Below are 22,961 nucleotides of genomic sequence, written 5' to 3' on the forward strand. Positions count from 1 at the left end.
CGACGGCTTTGTCAGCGGGCCCGGGCGAGGGTGCCCAGGTAGCACTCGATCACCTTCTCGTCGTGGAGCAGATCCGCTCCGGTGCCGGTGTGCGCGTTGCGGCCCTGGTCGAGGACGTAGCCACGGGCGCAGACCTGCAGACACCTGCGGGCGTTCTGTTCGACCATGAGCACCGCGACGCCCGCGCCGTTGATCTCCTTGACGCGGTCGAACACCTGGTCCTGGTAGCGCGGTGACAGCCCGGCCGACGGCTCGTCGAGCAGCAGTACCTGCGGCTCGGTCATCAGCGCGCGGGCCATCGCGAGCATCTGCCGTTCGCCGCCGGACAGGGAACCCGCCTTCTGCTTCCGGCGGTCGGCCAGGACCGGGAAGATCTCCTCGACCGCCCGGGCCCGCGCGGCGAAGCTCGCGGGGCGCAGATACGTGCCCATGCGCAGGTTCTCCTCGACGGTGAGCGCGGGGAAGACGTTCTGCAGCTGCGGTACGTATCCGACGCCCCTGCGGACCAGTTCGTGCGCGGGCCGGTTGGTGAGGTCCTCGCCGTACAGCCGCACGGATCCACGGCGGATGCGCAGCAGTCCGAAGACGGCCTTGGCCAGGGTCGACTTCCCGGCGCCGTTGGGGCCGATCACGCCGACCAGTTCACCGGGCCGGACCTCGACGCTGCAGCCGCGCAGCACGTCGACGCCCGGCAGGTACCCCGCGACGACGTCGTCGGCCACGAGCACCGGAGGTGTGCCGGCCACGGGCGGGTCGGTCGTGCGGTCAGGTGTCACGGGGCTCGGCCTCCTCACCGGTGGCTCCGGGTTCGTCGTGGCGTGTGCCGAGGTAGGCGTCGACCACGGCCGGATTCCTGCCGATGGCCTGCGGCGGGCCCTCGGCCACCAGGCGTCCGCCCGCCATGACCGCCACCCAGTCGCTGATTCCCATCACCACGTCCATGTCGTGCTCGACGAAGCACACCGTCAGTCCCTCGTCCCGCAGTCGGGTGATGTGGCCGAGCAGGGACTGCGTCAGGGCGGGGTTCACCCCGGCCATGGGTTCGTCGAGCAGCACCATCCGCGGGCGGACCATCAGCGCGCGGGCGAGTTCGAGCAGTTTGCGCTGCCCTCCGGAGAGCGTGCCCGCGAAATCGTCGCGCAGCGGGGCGAGACGGAACCGGTCCAGCAGCTCACCGGCCCTAACCTCGTGCTCCCTTTCCTGCCCGCGCCACAACGGGGGCAGCAGCGCGGGCAGCAGTCGCTCGCCGCGCTGCGGGACCGCGGCGAGCAGCAGGTTCTCCAGCACGGTGAGCCGGGCGAGGGTGCGGGTGAGCTGGAAGGTGCGCACCAGCCCGCCGCGGGCGATCCGGTGGGCGGGGCGGCCGGCGAGGGGCTGCCCGTCGAAGGACCACCGGCCGCTGTCGGCCCGGTCGAAGCCGCTCACCACGTTGAACAGCGTGGTCTTGCCCGCGCCGTTGGGCCCGATGAGCGCGGTGATGGTGCCCCGCTGCACCTCCAGGTGGTCGACGTGCACGGCGGTGAGGCCGCCGAAACTGCGGCGAACGCCGTCCAGGACGAGCAGCGCGTCGGGTTTGCGCACACCCGGCTCGGCCGCGACGGCCTGCCCGTCGGCGCGGCCGTGCGTGGCGGATCGGTGGTGGTCACCGGCCACTGAGCAGCATCTCCTTCCGGCTCCCGAGGATGCCCTGCGGGCGAAAGGCCACGAGCAGGATGAGGGCGAGGCCGACCAGGGCGAAGCGCACGGCGCCGACCTCCGACGTGCTGATCACCTCGGACGGGACGGCTCCGGTGCCGATGGCCTGACGCAGGGCGCTGTCGAGGAATGTGAGGACGAACCAGAACAGGACCGAGCCGACGACCGGCCCGAGGATGCGTCCGGCACCGCCCAGCACGAGCAGCGTGTACAGGAAGAAGGTGACGGCCGGGTCGTAGCTGTCCGGGTTCACCGACTGCACCTGGATCGCCTGCATGATCCCGGCGGCCGCACCGATCACGCCGCCGATGGCGAGGCTCTGCATCTTGTACGCGTAGACATTCCTGCCCAGGCTGCGCACGGCCGTCTCGTCCTCCCGGATGGAGCGGACGACACGGCCCCAGGGGCTGTGCACGAGGAGGGCGAGCAGGGCCGCGATGAGGACGACCAGCGACCAGGCGACGATCAGCACCCACAGGTCCCGGGAGGTGAACTCCACCTGCCACACGCCGTAGCGGCCCGGCGGAATGGGGTTCAGGTCGTAGAAGTCGCCGGCGAAGCGCTGGAGGCCGAACACGCCGCCCGTGGTGGGCTCGGCCCAGCTGGAGCGGTAGAACAGCCGCAGTGCCTCCCCGGCGGCGATCGTGGTGATGGCGAGGTAGTCGGCGCGCAGTCGCAGGGTGGGCAGGCCGAGGAGCAGGGCCAGGACGACCGCGGAGGCGAGCCCGGCCAGGATGCCGAACCACATCGAACCACCCCACGTCACCACGGTGACGGCGAGCCCGTAGCCGCCGACGAGCATGAAGCCGACCTGGCCGAAGTTGAGCAGCCCCGTGTAGCCGAAGTGCAGGTTGAGGCCCAGGGCGGCGATCGCGTAGATGGCGGCGATGGGGCCGATGCCGGAGCGGATGGCGTCGGAGAGGACGACGGAGAAGTCCACGGCGCACCCCTCATCCGACGCGTTCGGCCCGGCCGAGGATGCCCTGCGGCCGCACCAGCAGGACGACGATCAGGGCGAGCAGCGCCCAGGCGTACTGCAGGTCGACGGGGAACCACAGGGTGGACATCTGGGCCACGACGCCGATGACGAGGCTGCCGGCCATCGCGCCGTACGCGGAGCCGAGACCGCCGAGGATCACTCCGGCGAACATCAGCAGCAGCAGCTTGAACCCCATGTCCCAGGTGACGACCTCCACGAGTCCGAGGAACACTCCGCCCAGGGCGGCGAGCGCGCCGCCGAGCATCCAGACGACGAGCACGACCCGCTGCACGTCGATGCCCGACGCCTCGGCGAGGTCGCGGTTGTCGGAGACCGCGCGGATCGCGGTGCCGGTCCTGGTCCGTTGCAGCAGTACCGCCACACCGAGCAGCGTCAGCACGGACAGCAGGGTGACCGTGAGGTCCCTCGGGGTGATGCCGGCCGGGCCGAGGTCGATGGCCCGCTGGATGTCGTACTGGGCGTACGAGCCGGGGCGGGCCCCGTACAGCACGAGCACGATGTGCCGCAGCAGCAGGGACAGGCCGATCGTGACGATGAACATGTTGATCAGCCCGGTGCCGCGGGCGCGCAGCGGGCGCCACACGCCGCGGTCGATGGCCGCGCCCAGCAGGGCCCCGAACACGACGGCGGCGAGGGCGGCGGGGACCAGGTGCCAGCCGGGGCCCGACGCGGACACGTTCAGGAAGTAGGCGGACACGGCGCCGATGGTGACCAGCTCGCCGTGCGCGAAGTTGATCAGGTGGACGGTCCCGAAGATCAGGGACAGCCCGACGGCGGTGATCGCGATGACGACACCGAACTGGATGCCGTCGATCAGTGCTTGCAGGGCCCGCGCCCCGAATCCGGGACCGCGCAGCGTCTCCTCGCCCTGTGCGCCGTCCGCGGCCGCGCTGCCGGCCGCGGGCAGGGCCGTGAGGAACAGGACGAGCACCGCAGTGAACAACCGCTGATGGCACACGGTCGGATCCGGTCTGTCGCAAGCACGCCGATGCGCTCAGTCTAAGACGTGATCTGCACGTCATCAGAGGTGAGCTGTGGGGGTGCGGCTGCTGCGTCCGAAGAGGAGACCGTCATCCACGACGAGGACGGCAAGAGGCCGGCCTCCGGCCAGACCCCGCGATCTCCTCACGGATTTTCGGCGTCATCACGAATCAGGGCATTGAGCAGGGTATTCCTGTGCACCACGCCGACGAGACGCCCATCGTGATCCGTCACCGGCAGGCGCTTGAGACGGGACAGGGCCACCAGCCAGGCCGCTTCGGCAACCGTCTGGCCCGGGTACACCGTGACGGCCGGGGTGGTCATCAGCTCCTCCGCGGTGTCGCCGCGTGCCTTGTCGTGCACCCGCCGTTCCCTCAGCCGGCCGAGCGCGCCCGGACGGTGTCCCGACGCCTCCACGGCGGCCTTGGCCAGCAGATCGGACTCCGACACCACGCCCAGCACACGGTCGTCGGCGTCGACGACCGGCAGCGCCCCGACGTGCTCACGGGCCAGGCACCGCGCGATGTCCAGGAACGGCACGTCTCCGCGCACCGATGCGGCCGGTACGTCCATGACCTCACGGACCAGCCGAGGCTCGGGCTCGCCGCCCGTCGCCGCGGCCTCTTCCGCGTGCTCGGACCGCGCCGGCCCGGCGGCCGTGGGCCGGCGCGCGGCGGACTGTTCCGCGGACACCGTGGCCACCGCGCCGAGGTATCGCAGCAGCAGATCCTCCCGCCGAGGCTTGTCAGGCCTCGGCGTCCCGCCGGGTGCGGCGCGGCGGGCTTCGGCTCCTGCCGAGAACTTCTCACGTCCAGTCATGGTCGGCTCCTCACTCCGGCCGGGTCGCCCCTTCCTTCTCAGTCTTCCGCTGCATGTCTCAGCGGTCCTCGTGGGCCGACGAGGGCACGGTGACCACGGGGCAGACTGCCCCGTGCAACAGACCGTGGGGAACGGAACCGAGTCGCATACCGGTGAAGCCCTCCCGTCCGCCGCGGCCGACGACGACAGCGATGGCATGCTCGGCGGCTTCAGCCAGTGCCTCGACCGGGTGCCCCCGGCCCTCCACCTGCCTGCAATCCCGCGCGGCGGCAGCCGTCGGCTGCGGCCGGTTCGTGCCTGCACCGCAGGCAGGGGGGCAGGCGACGCGGCAGGACCAAGTGGCCCCCCTTCATGGAAGCCGATCGTCCGTGAGGCGGCATTCCCTGGGGACCTCCGGACTTCGATGATGCCTCTGCGGCCCCTGCGATCTTGCACCTTGTACGGTGGACGGGACCTGCGCGGTAACCGCGCGGCGTCGGCATCGATCTCGACGTCACCGCCGGGAAGAGGCGTCGTGACGCCCCTGACCGTGGTACGGCCGGCCCGCCCCGCCAGGCCGGACGTCACTGGTCACTGGAGCAGCCGCGGTGCTCTCATGGGTAGTGGATGCGGCATGGACGAACATGCCACCGACCCCGGAGGCCGGCGCGCCGTGCGTCGTCCTCCGGGCGGACCGACGGCGGCCGCCTTGTCGCAACGCGGAGGAGGCCGATGCCATGCTGGACCGCCGCACGGTCGGTGACGTGATGACCGAGGAGGTCGTCACCCTGCGCGCCGACATGCCCCTCCAGGAAGTCGCCGCCCTGCTGGACGCGAACGACATAGTTGCGGCCCCGGTCGTCGACGACGACGGCGTCCCCGTCGGCGTTGTGTCCGCGTCCGACGTGCTGCGGCACGAGACCGGCATACCCGATCCGCAGGGGCAGGACGGGAACGACGAGCGCGCCTGGGGCAAGGCCCGGGCCCGGACCGCGGGCACGCTCATGAGCAGCCCCGTCTTCACCGCCCGCGCCGACTGGACGATTCCCCGGGCCGCGCGGGAACTCCGCAGGCGGCACGTCAAGCAACTGCCGGTGGTCGGCGACGACGGGCTCCTCACCGGCATCGTCAGCCGCAGCGATCTCCTCGACGCCTTCATCCGCTCCGACGTCGAGATCCGCGGCGAGGTCGAGCAGGACGTCCTGGGGCGCATCCTCGGCCTCGACGAGGGCACCGTCGCTGTCGAGGTCCGGGAGGGAGTGGTCACCCTGCGAGGTCACGTCCCGGAACCGCGTCTCGTCGCGGTGGTCGTGGGCCTTTGCCAGGGCGTCGACGGTGTCGTCGCAGTGGACGCCCACCTCGCCGCCGAGCGGGCGGGCTAGCCCTGTTGTCGAACTCCCGCCGCTCCGGGCCCGCCGACGCTCGCTAGAACGTTTGGGCCCACATCGCCTTCCGGCGGCGGCCCGCCGAGAGCTCCGGCTCAGGCCACGCCCACCGTACCGCTGTGGCCGTTACGCCAGGAGGCGGGCAGCGAGGCCACGCACACGGCCCGAAGGAGGTCTTGCCGTATGCCCCACAAAGTGACCGTCGGCCTGGACGGATCCCTCGAAAGCAGCGCCGCCGCCCGATGGGCGGCACGAGAGGCGCTGCTGCGCGAGGTGCCCCTGTGCCTCGTGTACGCGGACGAGTGGCCGGTATCGGCGGCCATGCCCGTCGACCGTCCCGGCGCCCAGCGCGAGTGGGCCGACGAACTCCTCGACGCTGCGGCGGGCGAGCTGCGGCAGTCGTATCCCTCCCTGGAAGTCAGTACCCGGCGGCTGTCGGGGCGGCCGGCCGCCGCTCTGTCGATCGAGGCGGCGGAGGCCGATCTGCTGGCGCTCGGTTCCCGTGGCCCGAGCGGCGTCACGGGCTTCCTCCTCGGATCCGTCGGCATGGCGACGATCTGCGCCACCGAGCGGCCCGTCGTACTCGTACGGGTGCCGGGAAACCCGGGGGGGCCTGCCGAGCCCCCTCCCGGCCCTCCCTCCGGCGATGTGGTCGTCGGCGTGGACATCCACCACTCCTGCGGCTCGCTCCTGGACTTCGCGTTCGACGAGGCCGCGCTGCGCGGCGGCCGCCTGCGGGCGGTGTACGGCTGGTCGCTTCCGCCGTTCGCACGCGACGCCTCCGCACTCGCACGGGCCGAGCGGGAGATGAGCCCGAATGTCGCGCGGCGCCTCACGGCCGTCCTGGCGCCCTGGCGGGAGAGGTACCCCTCGGTGGAGGTCGAGGAGAGAGCGCCCATCGGCGGGCCCTCTCAGCAGCTGGTTCACGCTGCCGCCGGCGCGGAACTGGTGGCGGTCGGTCGGCGCATCCGCAGGTCACCCCTCGGAGCGCACATCGGGTCCGTCGCCCACGCCGCGATACACCACTGCGCCGCGCCCGTCGCCGTCGTCGCTCATGACTGACCGCCCAGGCAACGCCGCCTTCCTGTGACGGCCGCGGGCCCGGTCGGGGGCCCACGACTCACAGTTCGGCGGTCACCTCCAGTCGCATGGTCACTTCGCCGCGCAGACAACCTCGACGAAGTGGCCCACCTGCTCCTCCGGCAGGCAACGGGCAAGGTCTGCCTCGCTGATCATGCCGACCAGGCGGTGGTTCTCGATGACCGGAAGCCGCCGGATCTTGTGCTCCTCCATGGCCCGCAGAACCTGGTCCGTGTCGGCCCCGGCGTCGATCGTGACCGGCTTGCCCTGCTCGAGCATGCCCGCAGTCATGGTCCTCGGGTCCTTGCCCTTGGCGAGGCACTTCACCACGATGTCACGGTCGGTGATGATCCCATGGAGCCGGTCATCCGGCCCGCAGATCGGGAGGGCTCCGATGCCCAGCTCACTCATCCGGCGCGCCGCGGCCTCCAGCGTCTCGCTCTCCTGAATGCAGGTGGCGCCCGCGTGCATGATCTCCCGTGCAGTGGTCATGGCGTCTCCTTCGACCCTTCGAGTCTGCGTCGGGAGAACCCATGGATCCAGGCCCACCCCGACCGGAACCCCTTCAGACCCAGTGTGGATTCTCCGCATGCCGTATGCATGCCGGCGAAAAGGTGGTGCCCCAAGGTCACGACGGCCCAGCCGGATACGGCTCACCAGACCGCCGCCTCCGGCCTCGACCCCGCGACCGGCGAAGGGGCTAGCCAGCCACCGTGTGGGCACAGAGGGCCGAGCGGCCCAGGGCGAGGGGGCCGGTGGGCACTGGCGTTCCGCTGTGCGGCGGCGACTGAGCTGGATCGACACCCACACCCGCCTCGCGCAGAGCTGCGGCGCTGGTGCCCAGGGCCGCGGCCAGGCGGATGAGACTCGCCAGGCCCGGATCAGCCGGGTGTTCTTCGAGGTACGCGAGGTAGTCCGGCGCCATTCGGGCGCGGCGGGCCGTCTCTGCCCGTGTCAGGCCCTGTCGCTTGCGTTCGACGGCCACGCGTCGGCCTATGTCGCCAGGGTTGGGAGCTGCAGGGAGTGGGGCCGAGCCGGACACGGCAGGCGCCTCATCCGCGCTCGGCGGCGGGGCAGGCTCGTCGGTGCTCTCGGGCCCGTGCTCCAGGTGACGGATGTGCGCGTCGGGCCCGGGGAACACCAGCGTGACCTCGTGCGTGTCCGACCAGCGCACGTCGTAGGGAGATGTTCCGTCCTCGTGGTGGAGTCCCACAATCTCGCCGTCGCGCCTGGTGGTGCCGGTCGCCGGGCTTTCGACGACGAGTTGATCGCCGAGGTGAGCTCGCACGATCGCCGCCCCTTCCTCAGAATGTTGCTGTGTCCAACGTGCCTCGCGTGACATACCGCCGCACGGACAGCCCCGTATCCGCGATGGTGGCCGACCAGCCGGTCTCACAAGCCACCGGCTTCCGGAACGGGCATGGAGGCGGCAGTTCCCGACACGGTGGATGCGTGACCACGACGGGTGTCACGACCCGACAGGAGCGCCGACATGCACCACCGAACGGTCGCAGAGCTCATGACACGGCACGTCGTCCGGGCGCGGCGTGACCTGCCGTTCAAGGAAATCGTCAAGCTGCTGGCGGAGAAAGACGTCACCGCCGTACCCGTGGTGGACGAACTGGACCGCCCCATGGGGGTGGTGTCCGAGGCAGACCTGCTGCGCAAGTCCGCAGACCAGGCCGACCCGTCCGGGCGGACGCCGATTCCGCACCTGGAGGCCTGGGAGCGGGCCAAGGCCGCAGGGGCCCGGGCCGAGGAGCTGATGTCGGCTCCCGCCGTGTGCGCACGTCCGGAGTGGACCGTGGTGGAGGCGGCCCGCCTCATGGAGGTCCATGGCGTCAAGCGGCTGCCTGTGGTGGACGAGACGGACAGGCTCCAGGGCATCGTCAGCCGCAGCGACCTCCTGCGAGTCTTCCTGCGCCGCGACGACGCCATTCGCGAGGAGATCACCGAGGACGTGCTGCAGAAGACGTTGGGCCTCGCTCCGTCAGAGGTGACGGCCGAGGTACGCGAGGGTCAGGTCACCCTCGGCGGATCCGTCGAGCTCAAGAGCCTGATCCCCATCATCGAACGGCTGTGCCGGAGCGTCGACGGAGTGGTCTCGGTCTCGGAGCACATCACGTACCGGGCCGTCAATGACAGCAATTCCGCCACAGGCCCGTGAGCGCCAGGATCCACACACGTCGTAGCGGTCCGGGGACACGACCCGCTTCGTCGCCCTCATGACCGGCGCCCTGGTCCGGCCCACGGCGCAGCGCGGGACCGAACTGTTCGCCGACGTCGTCGGCTGCACCCATGCGCCCTCCGCATGCACGGCGTGTCGCATCCGCCGGAGTGTGCTGTCCGGGACCGGCCTGCTTGTTGTCCCGGCTGGCGATCCAACGGCCCGGCCCGCGCCACGGAACGTGGCGCGGGCCGGGCCGCTCAACACGAAAGCGGGGTCTGATACTGGTGGGCTCTCCTCTTCACCGCCCGGCTGGACCACGCGGAGAACTGGTGACAGTTGAATACGCGAGCCCACCAGTACCAAGGCCGTTCTCCGCCTCCCCCTGCGGGTGCAGCAGGTCGGCGAGCCGGGTCGACGGCTCCGCCGTGACCTGCGCCAGCACCGCGGTGAAGTCCTCGCTCCACTTCTGGACCGTCGCCGCCTCGAAGAGGTCGGTGGCGTACTCGAAGGTGACGTCGATGGTGTCGCCTCGGGGGACGAACACCGCGTAGAGCTCGTTGCGGGCCACCCCGCGGGTGGGCAGGCCGCGGACCGTGGTGGAGACCGCTCGCAGGTCCAGCACCGGCGGCGGTGTCGTGACCACCGTGAACAGCACGGTGGGGAACAGTCCGTCGGCCGTCTCGTGCGAGACGAGCCGGACGACCTCGGTCAGCGGCAGGTCCTGGTGGTCGATGGCGGTGAACAGCGTCGAGCCGAGCCGCGTCACCAGGTCCGCGAACGCCGGTGCCTCCGACAGGCGGGCGCGCAGCAGCACGGCGTCGCCCAGCAGTCCGACCACGCCCTCCCGTTCGGGGCGGGCGCGGTTGGCGCTGGAGGCGGCGAGGACGACGTCGTCGGTGCGCCCGCACAGCCGGGCCGTCCAGGTGGCGAAGGCCGCGGCGAGGACCGCGTAGGGAGTGACCCCGAGACGCTCGGCGGCCCGGGCGACGCGGGCGGGCACGTCCCCGCCGATGACCCAGGTGTGCAGGGCGCCCCGGCCTGAGGGCACGTCAGGCCGCGGGTGGTCGCAGGGCAGGGCGGGCTCGAGCTCCACGCCGTCGAGTTCGGTGCGCCAGAACCGTTCGAGTTCGGCCCGGCGGCTGCCGGTGAGCCGGAGTTCCGCCCGGGCGACGTCCGTGAACTGAGCGAACTGCGCCGCGAGAGCGGGGGACGCTCCCTCGCTGCGGGCGTTGTAGAGCGCTTGCAGGTCGTGCCAGAGGATGCCCATCGACCAGCCGTCGCAGACGGCGTGGTGCAGGACGGTCACCAGCAGCCAGCGGTCCGCGCCGAGCCGGCCGAGCCGGAAACGGAACAGCGGTGCCCGGTCCAGCGCGAAGGGCTCGCCCGCGTGGTCCTGACACCAGCGCTCGATGTGGGACTCGTCGTCGGCATACGCCGTCAGGTCGTCGGCCTCGACCTCCACAGGGACGTCGGCGAGTACCTCGACGAGAAGGTCGCCGTCGCACTGCACGGCCCTGCTGCGCAGCGCCTCGTGGCGTGCCACCAGGTCCCGCAGCGCGCGGGTCAGTGCGTCCGGATCGAGGGCGCCGTGCAGGTCGATGCGGTGGGCGACGTTGTAGACACCGGGATCGGTGCGTTCGTGGTGCCGCCGCCACAGCCGTCGCAGGGTGGACGTCATGGGCACCCGGGCCACGACCCCGGCGGCCGGTACGGCGTCGTCCGCCTCGGCCCCGGGCAGCAGCGAGCGGTGTTCCACTTCGGCCGGCACCGGCGAGCGGCGTTCCACCTCCGCGGGCACCGGCGAGCGGCTTTCCGCGAAGCGTGCCGCGACCGCCCGGATGGTGGGGGCGCGGAAGAAGTCGGCCATGCGGAGTTCGGCGCCGAGCAGCGCGGACATCCGGTTCAGCAGCCGGATCGCGCTCAGGGAGTGCCCGCCCAGTTCGAAGAACGACCGCATCACGGACGCGTGCGGCAAGCCGAGTTCGCCGCACCACAGTTCGTGCAGGTCCTTCTCCAGGGGGGTGGCCGGTTCGGCGCCGCCGTGCTGTGGCACTCCCCCCTCCGGTGCGGGCAGCCGTTCCCGGTCCAGCTTGCCGGACGCGTTGACGGGGAGCCGGTCCATGCGGACCCAGTGGCGCGGCACCAGGTGATCGGGGAGCTCCTCTGCGAGGGCGCTCCTCAGGGGGCCGAGGTCGGTGTCCGGTCCCACGGGGACCACGTAGGCGACGAGTTCGGCTTCTCCGGCCCGGTCGCGCCGGACGACGACGGCGGCCTCGGCGACCTCCGGCCGGGCGTTCAGCACGACCTGGATCTCGCCCGGCTCCACCCGGTGGCCCCGGATCTTGACCTGGTCGTCGGCGCGGCCGAGGTAGGCGAGGGTGCCGTCGGAGCGCCAGCGGGCGAGATCGCCGGTCCGGTACAGGGGCGCGCCGGTGTCGTCGGTGGCGAACGCCGCGGCCGTCTCCTCGGGGCGTGCGTGGTATCCGTACGCGACCGGCGTCCCGCTCACGTGGATCTCGCCGACCGCGCCCAGCGGCACCGGGCGGCCCGCCGTGTCCAGGAGCCGGATGGCCGCTCCCGGGACCGGGGTGCCGATGGGCGGCCGGTCCTCCGTCGCGTCGACCCGGTGCGAGGTGACGATGACGGAGGTCTCGGTGGGGCCGTACTGGTTGTACAGCGTGCAGCGGGGATGCGCGGCGAGGAACCGGCGGAATCCCGCGGTGAGCTCCAGTGCCTCGCCGGCGGAGAACAGCTCGCGCAGGGAGGGCAGTTCGGGGCCGGTCTCCATCAGGTACCGGAGCGGGGTGCAGGGCATGAAGACCCGCTCGACCGCATGGCGGCGCACAGCCTCGGCGACGGCTGCCGGGTCGAGCCGCACGTCGTCGTCGACGAGGACGAGCTCCGCCCCGGCCGCCAGCGTGGTGAAGATCTCCTGCACGCTGACGTCGAAGGCGGGCGAGGTCCACTGCAGGGTGCGCAGCGCGGGGTGCCGTTCCAGGTGGCCGCGCACGAGGCCGGCCGGGCCGCGGTGCGGCACGACGACGCCCTTCGGGCGGCCGGTGGAGCCGGAGGTGTAGATGCAGTACGCGGGGTCCTGCGGCCGCGGCCCGTCGAGCGGGCCGCAGGCGGCGGCGCCGCTCACGGCATCCTCCCCTTCCCCGGCCACCGTTTCCAGTGCGCCGACCTCGTCCCCTGCCTCGGCCGCCGCTTCCGGTCCACTCATCAGGTGCACGGGACGGGCCGCGAGGGACGGGTGGCGGTCGAGCAGGGCGGGCGTGGTGAGCAGCAGAGCCGGGGTGCCGTCGTCGAGGAGCAGTTCCAGCCGGGCCGTGGGCAGCGAGACGTCGAGCGGCAGGTAGGCGGCGCCGCTCTTGAGCACCCCGAGCAGCGCCGTGATCAGCTCGGGCCCGCGGGCCAGCAGCACCGCGACCCGCTCGCCGCGTCCCGCTCCCCGGGCCCGCAGCCGCCGGGCCAGCCGGTCGGCCCGCCGGTCGAGCTCCGCGTAGCCGACCCGCTCGTCGCCGTGGACGAGCGCCGTCGCGTCCGGCGTCCGCCGCGCCTGTGCCTCGAACAGCCCGTGCAGCGTGTCGTCGTACGCCGGTCGAGGCTCGTTCAGGCGGCCGAGGCGGGACAGCTCCGCGCAGTCGGTGTCGGTGAGCGCCGTCAGCTCGGCCAGGGTGGCGGTCGCCGTCTCCCGTGCCCGGCGCAGCACGCTCTCCACGTAGGCGAGGAGTCGTCTCACCGTGGACGCGTCGAAGAGGGCGGTGTCGTACTCGACCGCGCACCGTACCCCCTCGCGGTGGTGGGTCAGATACAGGGTGAGGTCGAACGGCGCACGCTCGCTGGGCATGTCGAGCAGGGTGGCGGTCAGCCTGGGCGGGTCGAACTCCGCCCGGCCCTCGTTCTCGTACTCGACCAGCACCTGGAAGAGGGGGTTGCGGCCGGCGTCGCGATGGGGGTTGAGCGCGCCGACGAGTTCGTCGAAGGGCACGTCGCGGTGCTCGAACGCCGCGGTGCTGCTCTCCCGTACCCGGCGCAGCAGTTCGCCGAAGTCCGGGTCGCCGGACAGGTCCAGGCGCAGCGGCACGGTGTCGAGGAAGAGGCCGATGTGGTGCTCGGCGCCGGCGGGCCTGGCGGCAACGGCGGTGCCGAGCACGACGTCCTGCTGTCCGCCGAACCGGCCGAGCACGGCACCGATCGCGCTCGTCAGCACCATGAACAGGGTGGCGCGGTGCTCGGCCGCCAACTGGCGCAGGCCCTCGGTGAGTTCGGCGTCGAGTGCGTACGTGAGACTCGCTCCCTCGCCCGACCTGGCCGCCGTCCGGGGGCGGTCGGTGGGCAGGGTCAGTTCCGGGGCGCCGCTCAGTTCGCGCCGCCAGTGGGCGAGGGCCTCCGCCGTCCGGACGGGGTCCGGCCGGGTGTCGGGCAGTGCGGACAGGGGCGGCAGCACGGGCGGGGCGGCGGTGTCGTCGTGGTGCGGCCAGGCCCGGTAGAAGGCGCCGAGGTCACGGGTGAGGACGGTGGTGGAGGACGAGTCGAAGACGATGTGGTGGGCGAGCAGGAACAGCACGTGCCGGTCGTGCGCCAGGCGCAGCAGCCGGGCCGAGACCAGGGGCCCCTCGCTCAGGTCGAAGATCCGCCGGCCCTCGCTCTCCATGGCGGCGCGCAGCGCGGCTTCCTCGGTCTCCCCGGTGTGGTCGGCCACCGGGCAGTCGAGCCGCATGTGCGGGAGGACCTCCTGGTAGGGGACGCCGTCGGCCTCCCGGAAGACGGTGCGCAGCGCGGGGTGGCGGTCGCAGACCTGCTGGAGCGCCCAGCGCAGTGCCTCGGTGTTCAGTGGTCCGTCCAGGCGTACGGCCTTGGGCTCGTGGTACATGCTGGTGCCCGGATGCAGCTGTTCGAGGAACCAGATGCGTCGCTGTGCCGGCGTCAGCGGTGTGCGGCGCCCTTCGCGTCGTACCGGGTTCATCCCCCCGCCCTGTTTTCCTGCGCCGGCGGCTCCGGTCTGCCGCTGTCGGAGCCGGTCGAGCACCGGCAGGGCGGCCAGCACACGCTCGGCCGGGACACCGAAGTCGACGAAGCAGGCGATCTCGTCGGCGCCCGCGTCCACGAGGCGGCGGACCGTCGCGGCCGCCGTGTCCTCGTCGCCGATCAGAGCGCGGGAGTCGCAGTACCGCTCGTAGGCACGTCCGAGCAGGAACTCCACGTCGTCCTCGGGTGTGTCCTCCAGGTCCACCTCGAACCCGAGGCTGTTGGTGACCTGGTCGAAGAGGGACAGCGAGGACCGCAGGTACGACACGAAGGGACCGTAGGCCTCGGCGCGCGCCCCTTCCGCGTCCTCGCCGAGGTACGTGTGTACGAGCACGACCACACGGCCCGCGTCCGGGTCGAGCCCGTGCTCGGCACGGGCACGGCGGTACAGGGCGATGTTCCCGGCGAGTTGCCCGACCGTCTGCGCCATCAGGTTGGTGACCACACCGAGGTCGCGCGCTGCCGCCTGGCGGTAGCTGTCCGGGTTGCCCACGACGGCTACGTACAGGGGCGGTTCGGCCTGAACGGGTCGCGGATGCAGCCGGACCTCGGTGTGCGTGCCGTCCCCCGCGGTCGCCGGGAGGGGCTGCCCGGACCAGAGGCGCCGGACGTCCTCCAGGCGCTCGTACATGACGTCGCGGTGGCGGCCGAAGTTCTCCGGGGCGAGGGCGAAGTCGGTGGCGTGCCAGCCGCTGGCGAAGCACAGACCCGCGCGTCCGCCCGAGAGGTTGTCGACGACCGACCACTCCTCGGCGACGCGGACCGGGTGGTGCAGCGGCAGGACCACCGAGCCCGCGTGCAGCCGGATCCGCTCGGTGCGGGCGGCCAGGGCGGCGGCGAGCACCGAGGGGTTGGGGAACAGCGCGCCGAAGGAGTTGAAGTGCCGTTCGGGGAACCACAGCGCGTGGAAGCCGTGCCGGTCGGCGAATTCGGCCGCTTCCATGATCAGCGCGTACTTGTCGCCGTCGGCCTCCTGCGGGTAGTCGCCGAAGAAGTACAGGCTCATGTCGCAGTGCGCCGGGCCGGTAAGCGCGCCGGCGGACGGCCGCGCCGGGGCCGGCTGGCGCGGCTCCGGGCGCGGCGACGCCTCCGGGCGTGCGGCCCGCGGCTCCTCGGCGTCGGGCTGCGGCACCACGGCGGCGGACTGCGCGAGGGGGGCCGGGGCAGGCGGCGGGGTCGGCCGGGCGGCGGGAAGGGCGTCCAGTTGGCGGGTGAGCAGGCCGGTCACCTGCTCCACGAGGTTCTCGGCGAGCCGGATCTGCTGGGCGAACAGCTGATGCAGGCTCTCGTCGGCGACCGGAGGCGCAACGCCTCGCCCATCGGGCCCGGCCGCGGGCGGAACAGCCACGGGCTGCGCGGCGGGCGCGGGTTCGGCCACGGGCGATACCGCCGCGGGCTGCGCGGCGGGCGCGGGCGTGGCCGGCGCGGTCGCCGGTGCGACCGGCGGTGCGGAGGACGCAGCGGCAGGGTGTGCCGAAGGCTCCGCTGCGGTCCGGTCGCCGCGCAGGGCCGCCACGTGCGCCGCCAGCTTCCGCGGGGTGTCCGCGTCCGCGAACAGATCGCGGACCCGGACGCGCACCCCGTGGCGGCTCTCCAGTTCGGCCACCATGCCCATCAGGGCGAGCGAGTCGGCGCCCAGGGCGAAGAACGAGGCGTCGGGTGAGGTGTCGGCGATGTCGGTCCCGAGCTTCAGCGCGGTCAACCGCACGATGTCGTCGAGCAGTTCATCTGCCGGTAGGGGGCCACCAGCCTCGCGCGCGGGTTCGGGCACGGGTACGCGCGCCGGTTGCGGCACAGCGACCGGCCCGGCACCCGTGACAGGACCGGCCGCCGCACGCGGGGGCACGGCGGTGGTGGCGGCGGCGATCCTGCGGCGCCGCAGCGGATGCCCGGGCAGCGGAATCCTGCCCCCGCTCCGGGTGACGGCCCGCCAGTCGAGTGCCGCCCCCGCGCGGTAGAGCTCACCGAGTGTCTCCATGATCCCGGTCAGCTGCTCGGCGCATTCTCCCTGGCCGCTGTACCAGCGGCTCTCGGGAGCGCAGTGCCTGCCCAGACCCGCGAGCGTGCTGCCCGCCCCGATCTCCAGGAAGTCCGCGCACCCGTGCGCCGACGCGGCCGCCACCGCCCGGTCGAACCGGACGGGCTGCCTGGCCTGCCGGCAGAGGTACTCGGCGTCGACGGTCCAGCCGGCGGGGCGCAGCGCGCCGTCGAGTCCGGAGGCGAGCGGGGTGTGCAGCGGAGCGTACGTCGTCTTCTCGGCGTACGCGCGGAACGCGCGGAGCGCCTCGTCCAGCGCGGCCGAGTGGAACGCCCGGTCCACCGGCAGCGCACGCCACGGTATGTCCTCGTCGGCGAGCAGGCGCGCCGCCTGCTCCAGGGCCCGCTCGGACCCGGATATCACCTGGGCCCGTGGGCCGTTGCAGGCCGCCGGCTCGGCACCGGCCGCGTCAGCGATCCGCTCGGCGGTCGCGGGGTCGGTACGCACCGCGAGCATCCCGCCCGGGGCGGCTGCCTCGCGCATCAGTGTGCCGCGCTGTGCGGTGAGCCGCAGGCCGTCCTCCAGGGAGAGGGCGCCGCCCGCGCACAGGGCTGCGTACTCCCCGAGACTGTGTCCGAGCAGCAGGGCGGGGCGGACACCGAAGGTGCGCCAGACCTCGATGAGCGCCATGTGGTGGGCGAACAAAGCTGGTTGGGCGGTGTCGGTGGGCCAGACGCCCTCCACGTCCCCGTCGTACCCCCGGTCGCCGTCGAGGAGCAGGGGCAGCAGGGTGCCGCCGAACTCGTCGGCGTACACGCGCTCACAGCGTTCGAGAATCCGGCGGGCCTCGGGGTACGCGTCCCAGATGCCGCATGCCATGCCGCGCCGGGCGCTGCCCTGGCCGCTGCAGGCGAACGCGACGGGGCCGAGGGGCGTCAGCCGGCCCGGCGGGCTCTCCAGCATGCGGGCGAGGTCGTGGGCCGTCCTGCCGACGACGGCTGTGCGCGTCGCGCGGTGCGGGCGGCCGAGCGCGAGCGTCGCGGCCACGTCGGCGGCCGCGAGCCCGGGGTGTGCGAGCAGGTGGTCGCGCAGTCGGGTGGCGTACGCGTCCAGTGCCTCCGGATCGCGGGCGGACAGTGGGACGAGGACGGGCTCGTCGGAGGAACCGCGTCCGGCGGGTTCCCGGCGCTCGGGGGCCTCTTGCAGGATCACATGGGCGTTGGTGCCGCCGACCCCGAGCGCGCTGACGCCCGCCCTGCGCGGCACGCCGACACGCGTCCGCCAGGGGCCGGTCTTTGTCCCGAGCACCAAGGGGCCGTCGGCCAGGCGCAGTTCGGGGTTGGGCCGGTCGAGGTTGAGCGTCGGCACCAGGGTGCGGTGCTGGAGCATGAGCACGGTCTTGACGAGACCGGCCATGCCGGCGCAGCTGTCGAGGTGTCCGATGGCCGGTTTCACCGAGCCCACGGTGCAGAAGCCCGTTCGCTCGGTGTCCTCGCCGAGGGCGCGGGCCAGTGCCTCGAACTCCACCGGGTCGCCGAGCCGTGTGCCCGTGCCGTGCGCCTCGACGTACGAGACGGTGTCCGCGGGGACCGCCGCCCGGCGCAGTGCCTGGCGTACGACCTCGACCTGTCCCGCGACGCCGGGCGCGCTGAACCCGACTTTGCCGGCCCCGTCGTTGTTGACCGCCGAGCCGAGGATCACGGCGTGCACGGTGTCCCCGTCGGCAAGGGCCCGGTCGAGCCGCTTGAGGAGGACGGCGGCCACGCCGTTGCCGCCCACGGTGCCGTCGGCGTCCGCGTCGAAGGCGCGGCAGCGTCCGGTGGGCGAGAGGATCGACCCCGGGTGGCTGAGGTAGCCCGTCTCCTGGGGGGTGTGCACGGCCGCCGCGCCCGCGAGCGCCAGGTCCGTGTCGCCGTTCAGCAGGGCCTGGACCGCGAGGTGGACGGCGACCAGGGAGGTGGAGCAGGCGGTCTGGACGCCGATGGCGGGGCCGGTGAGGCCGAGTCGGTAGGCGACGCGGGAGGCGAGGAAGTCCGGCTGCTGTCCGATGGCCGTCTGCATGCCGGTGGCGGGATCGCCGTCGTCAGGGGACGACGCGGGCGGCCGCTGGTGGCCGTAGAGGTTCATCCCGGAGCCGGCGAACACGCCGACGCGGGTCCCCGGTCCGGTCGCCGCGTAGCCGCCGTCCTCCAGTGCCTCGTGGCAGCATTCGAGGAACAACCGGTGGGCCGGGTGCGTGAGTCCGGCCTCCTTGGGGCTCATCCCGAAGAAGTCCGGGTCGAACTCCTCGACGCCGTCGAGGACACCGGCGACCGGTACCCGGTGCGCGGCGGGCGCCTCCTCGGTGGACAGCCCGGCGGACAGCAGTTCGTCGGGCGTGAAGCGGCGGACGCTGTCCACGCCGTCGCGCAGATTCGCCCAGAACTGTGCCGTCGAACGCGCCCCGGGGAAGCGGGCGGACATGCCGACGACGGCGATGCGCCGGTCCGCCCCCGCACCGGGCTCGGTACGCGCGCCCGCACCCGGCGTTCGATGCGCGTCCGCGCCCGCATCGGGCTCGGTATGCGCGTCCGCGCCGGGCGTCCGTTGCGTGTCCGCGCCCGCGCCCGGCGTCCGTTGTGTGCCCGCACCCGCGCCCGGCGTCCGTTGTGTGCCCCCGTGCCCGCCGGTCGTCCGTTGTCCCGCCGTGCGCGTACCTGAACCCACACCCACACCCGCCTGCGGCGCGGCGTCGGCGGCAGCGGCGTCGGTGGCCGTTCCTGCCGGCCGGCCGGTGACCGCCGCGGCCAGGTGCGCCGCCAGTTCGGCGGCCGTGGGGTGCTCGAACAGCACCGTCTGCGCGATCTCCCTGCCGAGGCGCTCCTCCAAACGGACGCGCAGCCGTACCAGCTTCACGGAGTTCAGGCCCAGTTCGTAGAACGGCACGTGCGCGGGAGCCGGCCGGCCGAGCACGGCCGTGAGCTCCTCCCGCACGGCCGAGGACACCTCACCCGGCCGCGGGAGGGGTACGGCGGGAGCCGGGGCCGTGAACCCGCCGGCGGCCAGCCGGTCGCGCAGGTCGCCTCGGCGCACCTTGCCGGCCGGAGTCCTCGGGAACGCGTCCGCCGGGACCGGCAGGACGTGCGACACGGTGAGCCGGAGCCGGGCGTACAGCACCGACGCGAGCTCTTTCACGATGCGCGCGTCCTCGTGGGCTCCGCGGCTCACGAAGAACACCGCCAGGGTCTCGGTCCCGCTGTCCGGGTCGGGGACGCCGCACGCGGCCACGTCGCCCGTGCGGACGCCGGTGACGGCGGTGGCGGCGTCCTCGACCTCGTGGCAGGAGATGTTGTGACCGTTGAGGATGATGAGGTCCTTGCGTCTGCCGGTGATCACCAGCTGGTCTTCCGCGAAGAAGGCCAGGTCGCCGGTGTCGAGCCAGCCGGGTTCCCCCGGGAAGGCGGCCGCGTCGGCCTCCGGGTTGCGGACGTAGCCCGGTGTGACGCGCGCCTCCGACCGCACCTGCAGCCTGCCGATCCTGTCGTCGGCGACCGGCTCGCCGGCATCGTCGACGAGGCGCAGGGCGGTGCCGTGCGCGGGCCGGCCGACCGCGACGAAGGTGACGAAGTCCTCGTCGGGCGTGTCCTGTTCGGCTGCCACCAGCGGACCGCCGAGACTGCTCCTCAGGATGCGCTGTACGGTTCCGGGCCGGTCGAGCCTGCCGTACGTGATGGCGGTGACCGTCTCGGCCATCCCCCACGCCGGCACGATGTGCTCCTCCCGGACGCCGTACGGGGCCGTGGCCGTGAGGAAGCGGCGGAGCACCGGCAGTGCGATCTGCTCGCCTCCGCAGAGCAGGGTTCTGAGGTGGTCGAGGCGTCGGCCGTCGCCCTTCCGCTCGGCCAGCGCGTCGGCGACCAGCTGGTAGGCGAAGGTGGGCGCCCAGCTGTGCTGGGCACGGTGTTCCTCGATGAGGTCCAGCCAGCGCAGCGGCTCCGCGACGACGTGGGCGGTGGGGGCGTGCACATTGGTGCAGCCGGTGAACACCGCCAGCAGGTGGTACAGCAGGAGGGCCCCGCTGTGGTCCACGGGCAGCCAGTTGAGCATCGTGTGACCGGGGCGCACGTCGAGGACGCGCCGGCTGCTGGCGGCGAAGTCCGCGAGTCCGCGGTGGGTGAGCTGTGCCGCCTTGGGCACGCCCGTGCTGCCGGACGAGAGCATGAGCAGGGCGACGTCGGTCCCCGCCGGTTCCGCGTGGTCGTACGCGGGAGCGGCGCGCAGGCAGTCCTCCGCGACCGCGACCCGCAGGCCGGGGGCGGTCCGGGCGAGTGTCGCGGCTCCGGCGGCGTCGGTGAGCACGAGCGGCCCGTCCAGCAGGTCGCAGGTGTGCCGGAGGCGTTCGAGGGCCGTGGCGCCCTCGCCGGGGGGTTCCGCGACGGCCACGGGCCGGGCGCCGCCGAGGACGGCGGCCCAGAAGGCGGGGAAGAACTGGTCGAGGGGCAGTCCGCACAGGACCAGCGCGTCTCCGGGGCGAAGGCCGTCGCGGCGCAGGCCGGTGAGCAGGCGGCGGGCGCGGGACAGGAGTTCGGGGTAGGTCTGCCGGGTCGTGGCACCGTCCTGTCCGACGGTGACGACGGCCGCGCCGGGAGCGCTGTCCGCGGCGCGCAGCAGCGCCCGGACCGCGTCCTTCGGATCGTCGTCGGTGAACTCCGGCTCAGGCCCCCGGCGTATCGCCTGTCCCCGTCCGCGCTCCATGCGTGGTCTCTCCTCCTCGTGTCGCAACTGGTGTGGGTCGCTTCCGCCGCGGGGCCGTACCGCCCCGCGCCGTCAGGACCAGCAGGGCCAGTGCCCCGCATACGGCTGTTCCGTGGAACGCCCCCACGACGGCGAGGGCGGGCAGGGCTTCGAGCGCCGCGGCGGCGGCGACGGTCCCGAGGGTGAATCCGGAGGTCTCCGCCGTGGCGGACAGGCCGAACAGCCGGCTGCGCTGCCGGTCGGGGACGGCCTGCAGCCGGGAGGTGTAGACGATCTCGGTGCAGCCGTCCGCCAGGCCCGCGCCGAGGGCGACGGCGACCAGCGCGGGGGCGGGCAGCCCGGTGAACGCCAGGACGAAGAACAGGGACATGGCGCAGGTGCCGAGCGCGAAGGCGCGGTCGCCCGCCGCCCGGCCGCCGCTCATACGGCGCTTGACCACCTGGTGGGCGAGCAGGGTGCCGACGGCCCAGGCGGCCCAGAACTGGGTCATGAACAGGGCCGGGTGCTCCGGCGACGCGGCCCCGGCGGCGACCGGCAGGGCCACGTTGTGCGAGGACGAGGCCAGGGCGTCGGCGCCCCTGAGGAGGATCATCCCGATCAGCAGCGCGGACAGGCCCCGCAGCCCGCGCCGTGCACCGGCGTCCCCGCCAGGTGCGGCGGGCGCGTCCGTCCGGGCGCCGTCGGTGCGGGGCCGCAGCACGAGCAGCGCCGCCGCGGACACGAGGAAACTGGCGCCGTTGATCGCGAACGCGGCGGCGTAGCCGCCGTGTCCGATGACGGGCGCGGCCGACGCGAAACCGAGCACGGTGGCGAAGGACCGCACTGTGACGAGCAGGCCGTTCGCCCGTACGCGCCCCTCGTGGCCGACCATCACCGGCACCGCGCTGCGCAGGGCGACGGTGAACAGGGTGTTCCCCGCGCCGAGCACCACGACCGCACAGGCGAGCAGCGGCACCCCGGTGCCCGGGGCGGTCAGCGCGAGCACAGCCATGGCCGACGCCTGGGCGACGTCGGCCGAGAGCATCAGGGCCCTGCGGCCCACCGCGTCGGCCAGTGCTCCGGCGGCGAGACCTGCGAGCATGCCGGAGAACAGGCGCAGCGCCATGAGCGCGCCGATGCCGTAGGCGCTGCCCGTCACCTCGTAGGTGAACAGGCTGAGGGCGATGAGGCTGAGGTAGTTGCCGTAGGAGGAGACGGCGTACGCCGACGCAAGGCAGCGGAACCGCCCACTCACAGCCGTCACTTCACTCCCCCGAGTACCGCGGATCCTTCCGCCGCCCCGGAACCGTAGCCATGCCGTCCCCGTCGTGTCGAGAGCCGGCTCGAACCGGCTGGTGCCGAAGCGGCCGACACGGACCCCGGCACGTGAGCCGCGGCCCGGCCGGGCGCCCGGGTTGCCCTTTATGGACAGCCGTGTCGCACGGTTGTACGGTGCAGCAACGCATGGCCGGGGTCGTCACCGGCCACGGAGGTCGACTGCCGGCGGAGGGGGCCGTAGTGCGTGTCGCGACATCCGGTGAGCACATCGGCGACGGCATGAGTTCCGTCGACGCGTTCAGCCGTACCGCGCTGGCCGTCTTCCATCTGAACGGCCGATTCGGGGCTATGCTCGACCAGTTGACGGTGCCGTCCGGCCTCAGCGCGGCGCAGTGGCAGGTCCTCGGCGCGGTCGGGGACGAACCGCGGTCCGTCTCGGGCACAGCGCGCCTGCTGGGTGTCACGCGGCAGAGCGTGCAGCGCATCGCCGACCTGCTGGTGGAGCAGGGGCTCGCCGACTACCGTGCCAACCCCGCCCACCGGCGCGCCCGGCTGCTGGCGGCCACCGAGCGGGGCGAGGCGGTGCTCCGCGAGGTCGACGCCGGCCATGCCGAACTGGCCCGCCGGTTGTGCCGGGAGCTGGGCGGGGAGAAGGAGTTCGGCAGGACCACCGACGTGTTGCGCGAGCTGTCGCTCGCCCTCGGCGCCGTCGTCCCCCAGGCGCGGTCCTGAGGCAGCCCGAACAGGGTCCGGAAGACCCCCGGCCGGCCCGCGCACGGCGTGGCGTTCGCCCCGCTCAGGCGGCGACTCCCCGCTGATCGGGGCCACTTCCTTGTTGTACCGTTACCGACC

Annotated in this window: 12 protein-coding genes and 2 pseudogenes; 4 read left to right on the plus strand and 10 right to left on the minus strand. The window is 73.1% G+C overall.

From position 1 onward, the window contains the following. Nucleotides 1–11: 11 nt before the first annotated feature. The 6 genes and pseudogenes from ACLB9X_RS10290 to ACLB9X_RS10315 form a co-directional block, all read right to left on the minus strand. Nucleotides 12–776, minus strand: a complete 765-nt coding sequence (locus tag ACLB9X_RS10290) for an ABC transporter ATP-binding protein (protein ID WP_410359951.1) — start codon at nt 774–776, stop codon at nt 12–14. Further along, the gene (locus tag ACLB9X_RS10295) at nt 766–1,653 is read right to left on the minus strand and encodes an ABC transporter ATP-binding protein (RefSeq protein ID WP_410359952.1); all 888 of its coding nucleotides are present in this window, start codon (nt 1,651–1,653) and stop codon (nt 766–768) included. The genes ACLB9X_RS10290 and ACLB9X_RS10295 overlap by 11 nt, the downstream gene beginning before the upstream one ends. Further along, nucleotides 1,643–2,635, minus strand: coding sequence for a branched-chain amino acid ABC transporter permease (locus tag ACLB9X_RS10300; RefSeq protein ID WP_410359953.1), 993 nt, complete (start codon nt 2,633–2,635; stop codon nt 1,643–1,645). The genes ACLB9X_RS10295 and ACLB9X_RS10300 overlap by 11 nt, the downstream gene beginning before the upstream one ends. 10 nt (nt 2,636–2,645) lie before the next feature. Next, nucleotides 2,646–3,638: a branched-chain amino acid ABC transporter permease gene (locus ACLB9X_RS10305; RefSeq protein WP_410359954.1), complete on the minus strand. Its 993-nt coding sequence runs from the start codon at nt 3,636–3,638 to the stop codon at nt 2,646–2,648. 182 nt (nt 3,639–3,820) lie between these two features. Then, nucleotides 3,821–4,495, minus strand: coding sequence for a CBS domain-containing protein (locus ACLB9X_RS10310; protein WP_410359955.1), 675 nt, complete (start codon nt 4,493–4,495; stop codon nt 3,821–3,823). A 58-nt stretch (nt 4,496–4,553) separates the two neighbouring features. Continuing rightward, nucleotides 4,554–4,748 (minus strand): annotated as a pseudogene (locus ACLB9X_RS10315) (universal stress protein); the annotation flags it as partial. A 463-nt stretch (nt 4,749–5,211) separates the two neighbouring features. Here ACLB9X_RS10315 and ACLB9X_RS10320 point away from each other — a divergent pair. Then, nucleotides 5,212–5,856 (plus strand): CBS domain-containing protein, encoded by a 645-nt coding sequence (locus tag ACLB9X_RS10320; RefSeq protein ID WP_410359956.1) that lies wholly within the window; start codon nt 5,212–5,214, stop codon nt 5,854–5,856. A gap of 186 nt (nt 5,857–6,042) precedes the next feature. Beyond that, nucleotides 6,043–6,921 (plus strand): universal stress protein, encoded by an 879-nt coding sequence (locus ACLB9X_RS10325; protein WP_410359957.1) that lies wholly within the window; start codon nt 6,043–6,045, stop codon nt 6,919–6,921. A gap of 90 nt (nt 6,922–7,011) precedes the next feature. Here the strand turns inward: ACLB9X_RS10325 and ACLB9X_RS10330 are convergent, their stop codons facing one another. Beyond that, entirely contained in the window at nt 7,012–7,431 is a 420-nt protein-coding gene (locus ACLB9X_RS10330; protein WP_410359958.1) for a CBS domain-containing protein, read from the minus strand. 295 nt (nt 7,432–7,726) lie between these two features. Next, a pseudogene (locus ACLB9X_RS10335) lies at nt 7,727–8,227 on the minus strand (DUF1918 domain-containing protein); the annotation flags it as partial. Between the two features lie 204 nt (nt 8,228–8,431). Between ACLB9X_RS10335 and ACLB9X_RS10340 the strand changes: the two are divergent. Then, entirely contained in the window at nt 8,432–9,106 is a 675-nt protein-coding gene (locus ACLB9X_RS10340; protein ID WP_410359959.1) for a CBS domain-containing protein, read from the plus strand. A 301-nt stretch (nt 9,107–9,407) separates the two neighbouring features. Here the strand turns inward: ACLB9X_RS10340 and ACLB9X_RS10345 are convergent, their stop codons facing one another. Both ACLB9X_RS10345 and ACLB9X_RS10350 read right to left on the minus strand, forming a co-directional pair. Continuing rightward, nucleotides 9,408–20,852 (minus strand): amino acid adenylation domain-containing protein, encoded by an 11,445-nt coding sequence (locus ACLB9X_RS10345; RefSeq protein ID WP_410359960.1) that lies wholly within the window; start codon nt 20,850–20,852, stop codon nt 9,408–9,410. Continuing rightward, a complete protein-coding gene (locus ACLB9X_RS10350; RefSeq protein ID WP_410359961.1) occupies nt 20,812–22,095 on the minus strand; it encodes an MFS transporter in 1,284 nt (427 codons plus the stop codon). Before ACLB9X_RS10350 ends, ACLB9X_RS10345 begins: the two co-directional genes overlap by 41 nt. A gap of 254 nt (nt 22,096–22,349) precedes the next feature. Between ACLB9X_RS10350 and ACLB9X_RS10355 the strand changes: the two genes are divergently transcribed. Beyond that, nucleotides 22,350–22,841, plus strand: coding sequence for a MarR family winged helix-turn-helix transcriptional regulator (locus ACLB9X_RS10355; protein WP_410359962.1), 492 nt, complete (start codon nt 22,350–22,352; stop codon nt 22,839–22,841). Nucleotides 22,842–22,961: the final 120 nt, after the last annotated feature.

The sequence above is a fragment of the Streptomyces sp. 5K101 genome (assembly GCF_046506645.1).
GTDB lineage: Bacteria > Actinomycetota > Actinomycetes > Streptomycetales > Streptomycetaceae > Streptomyces.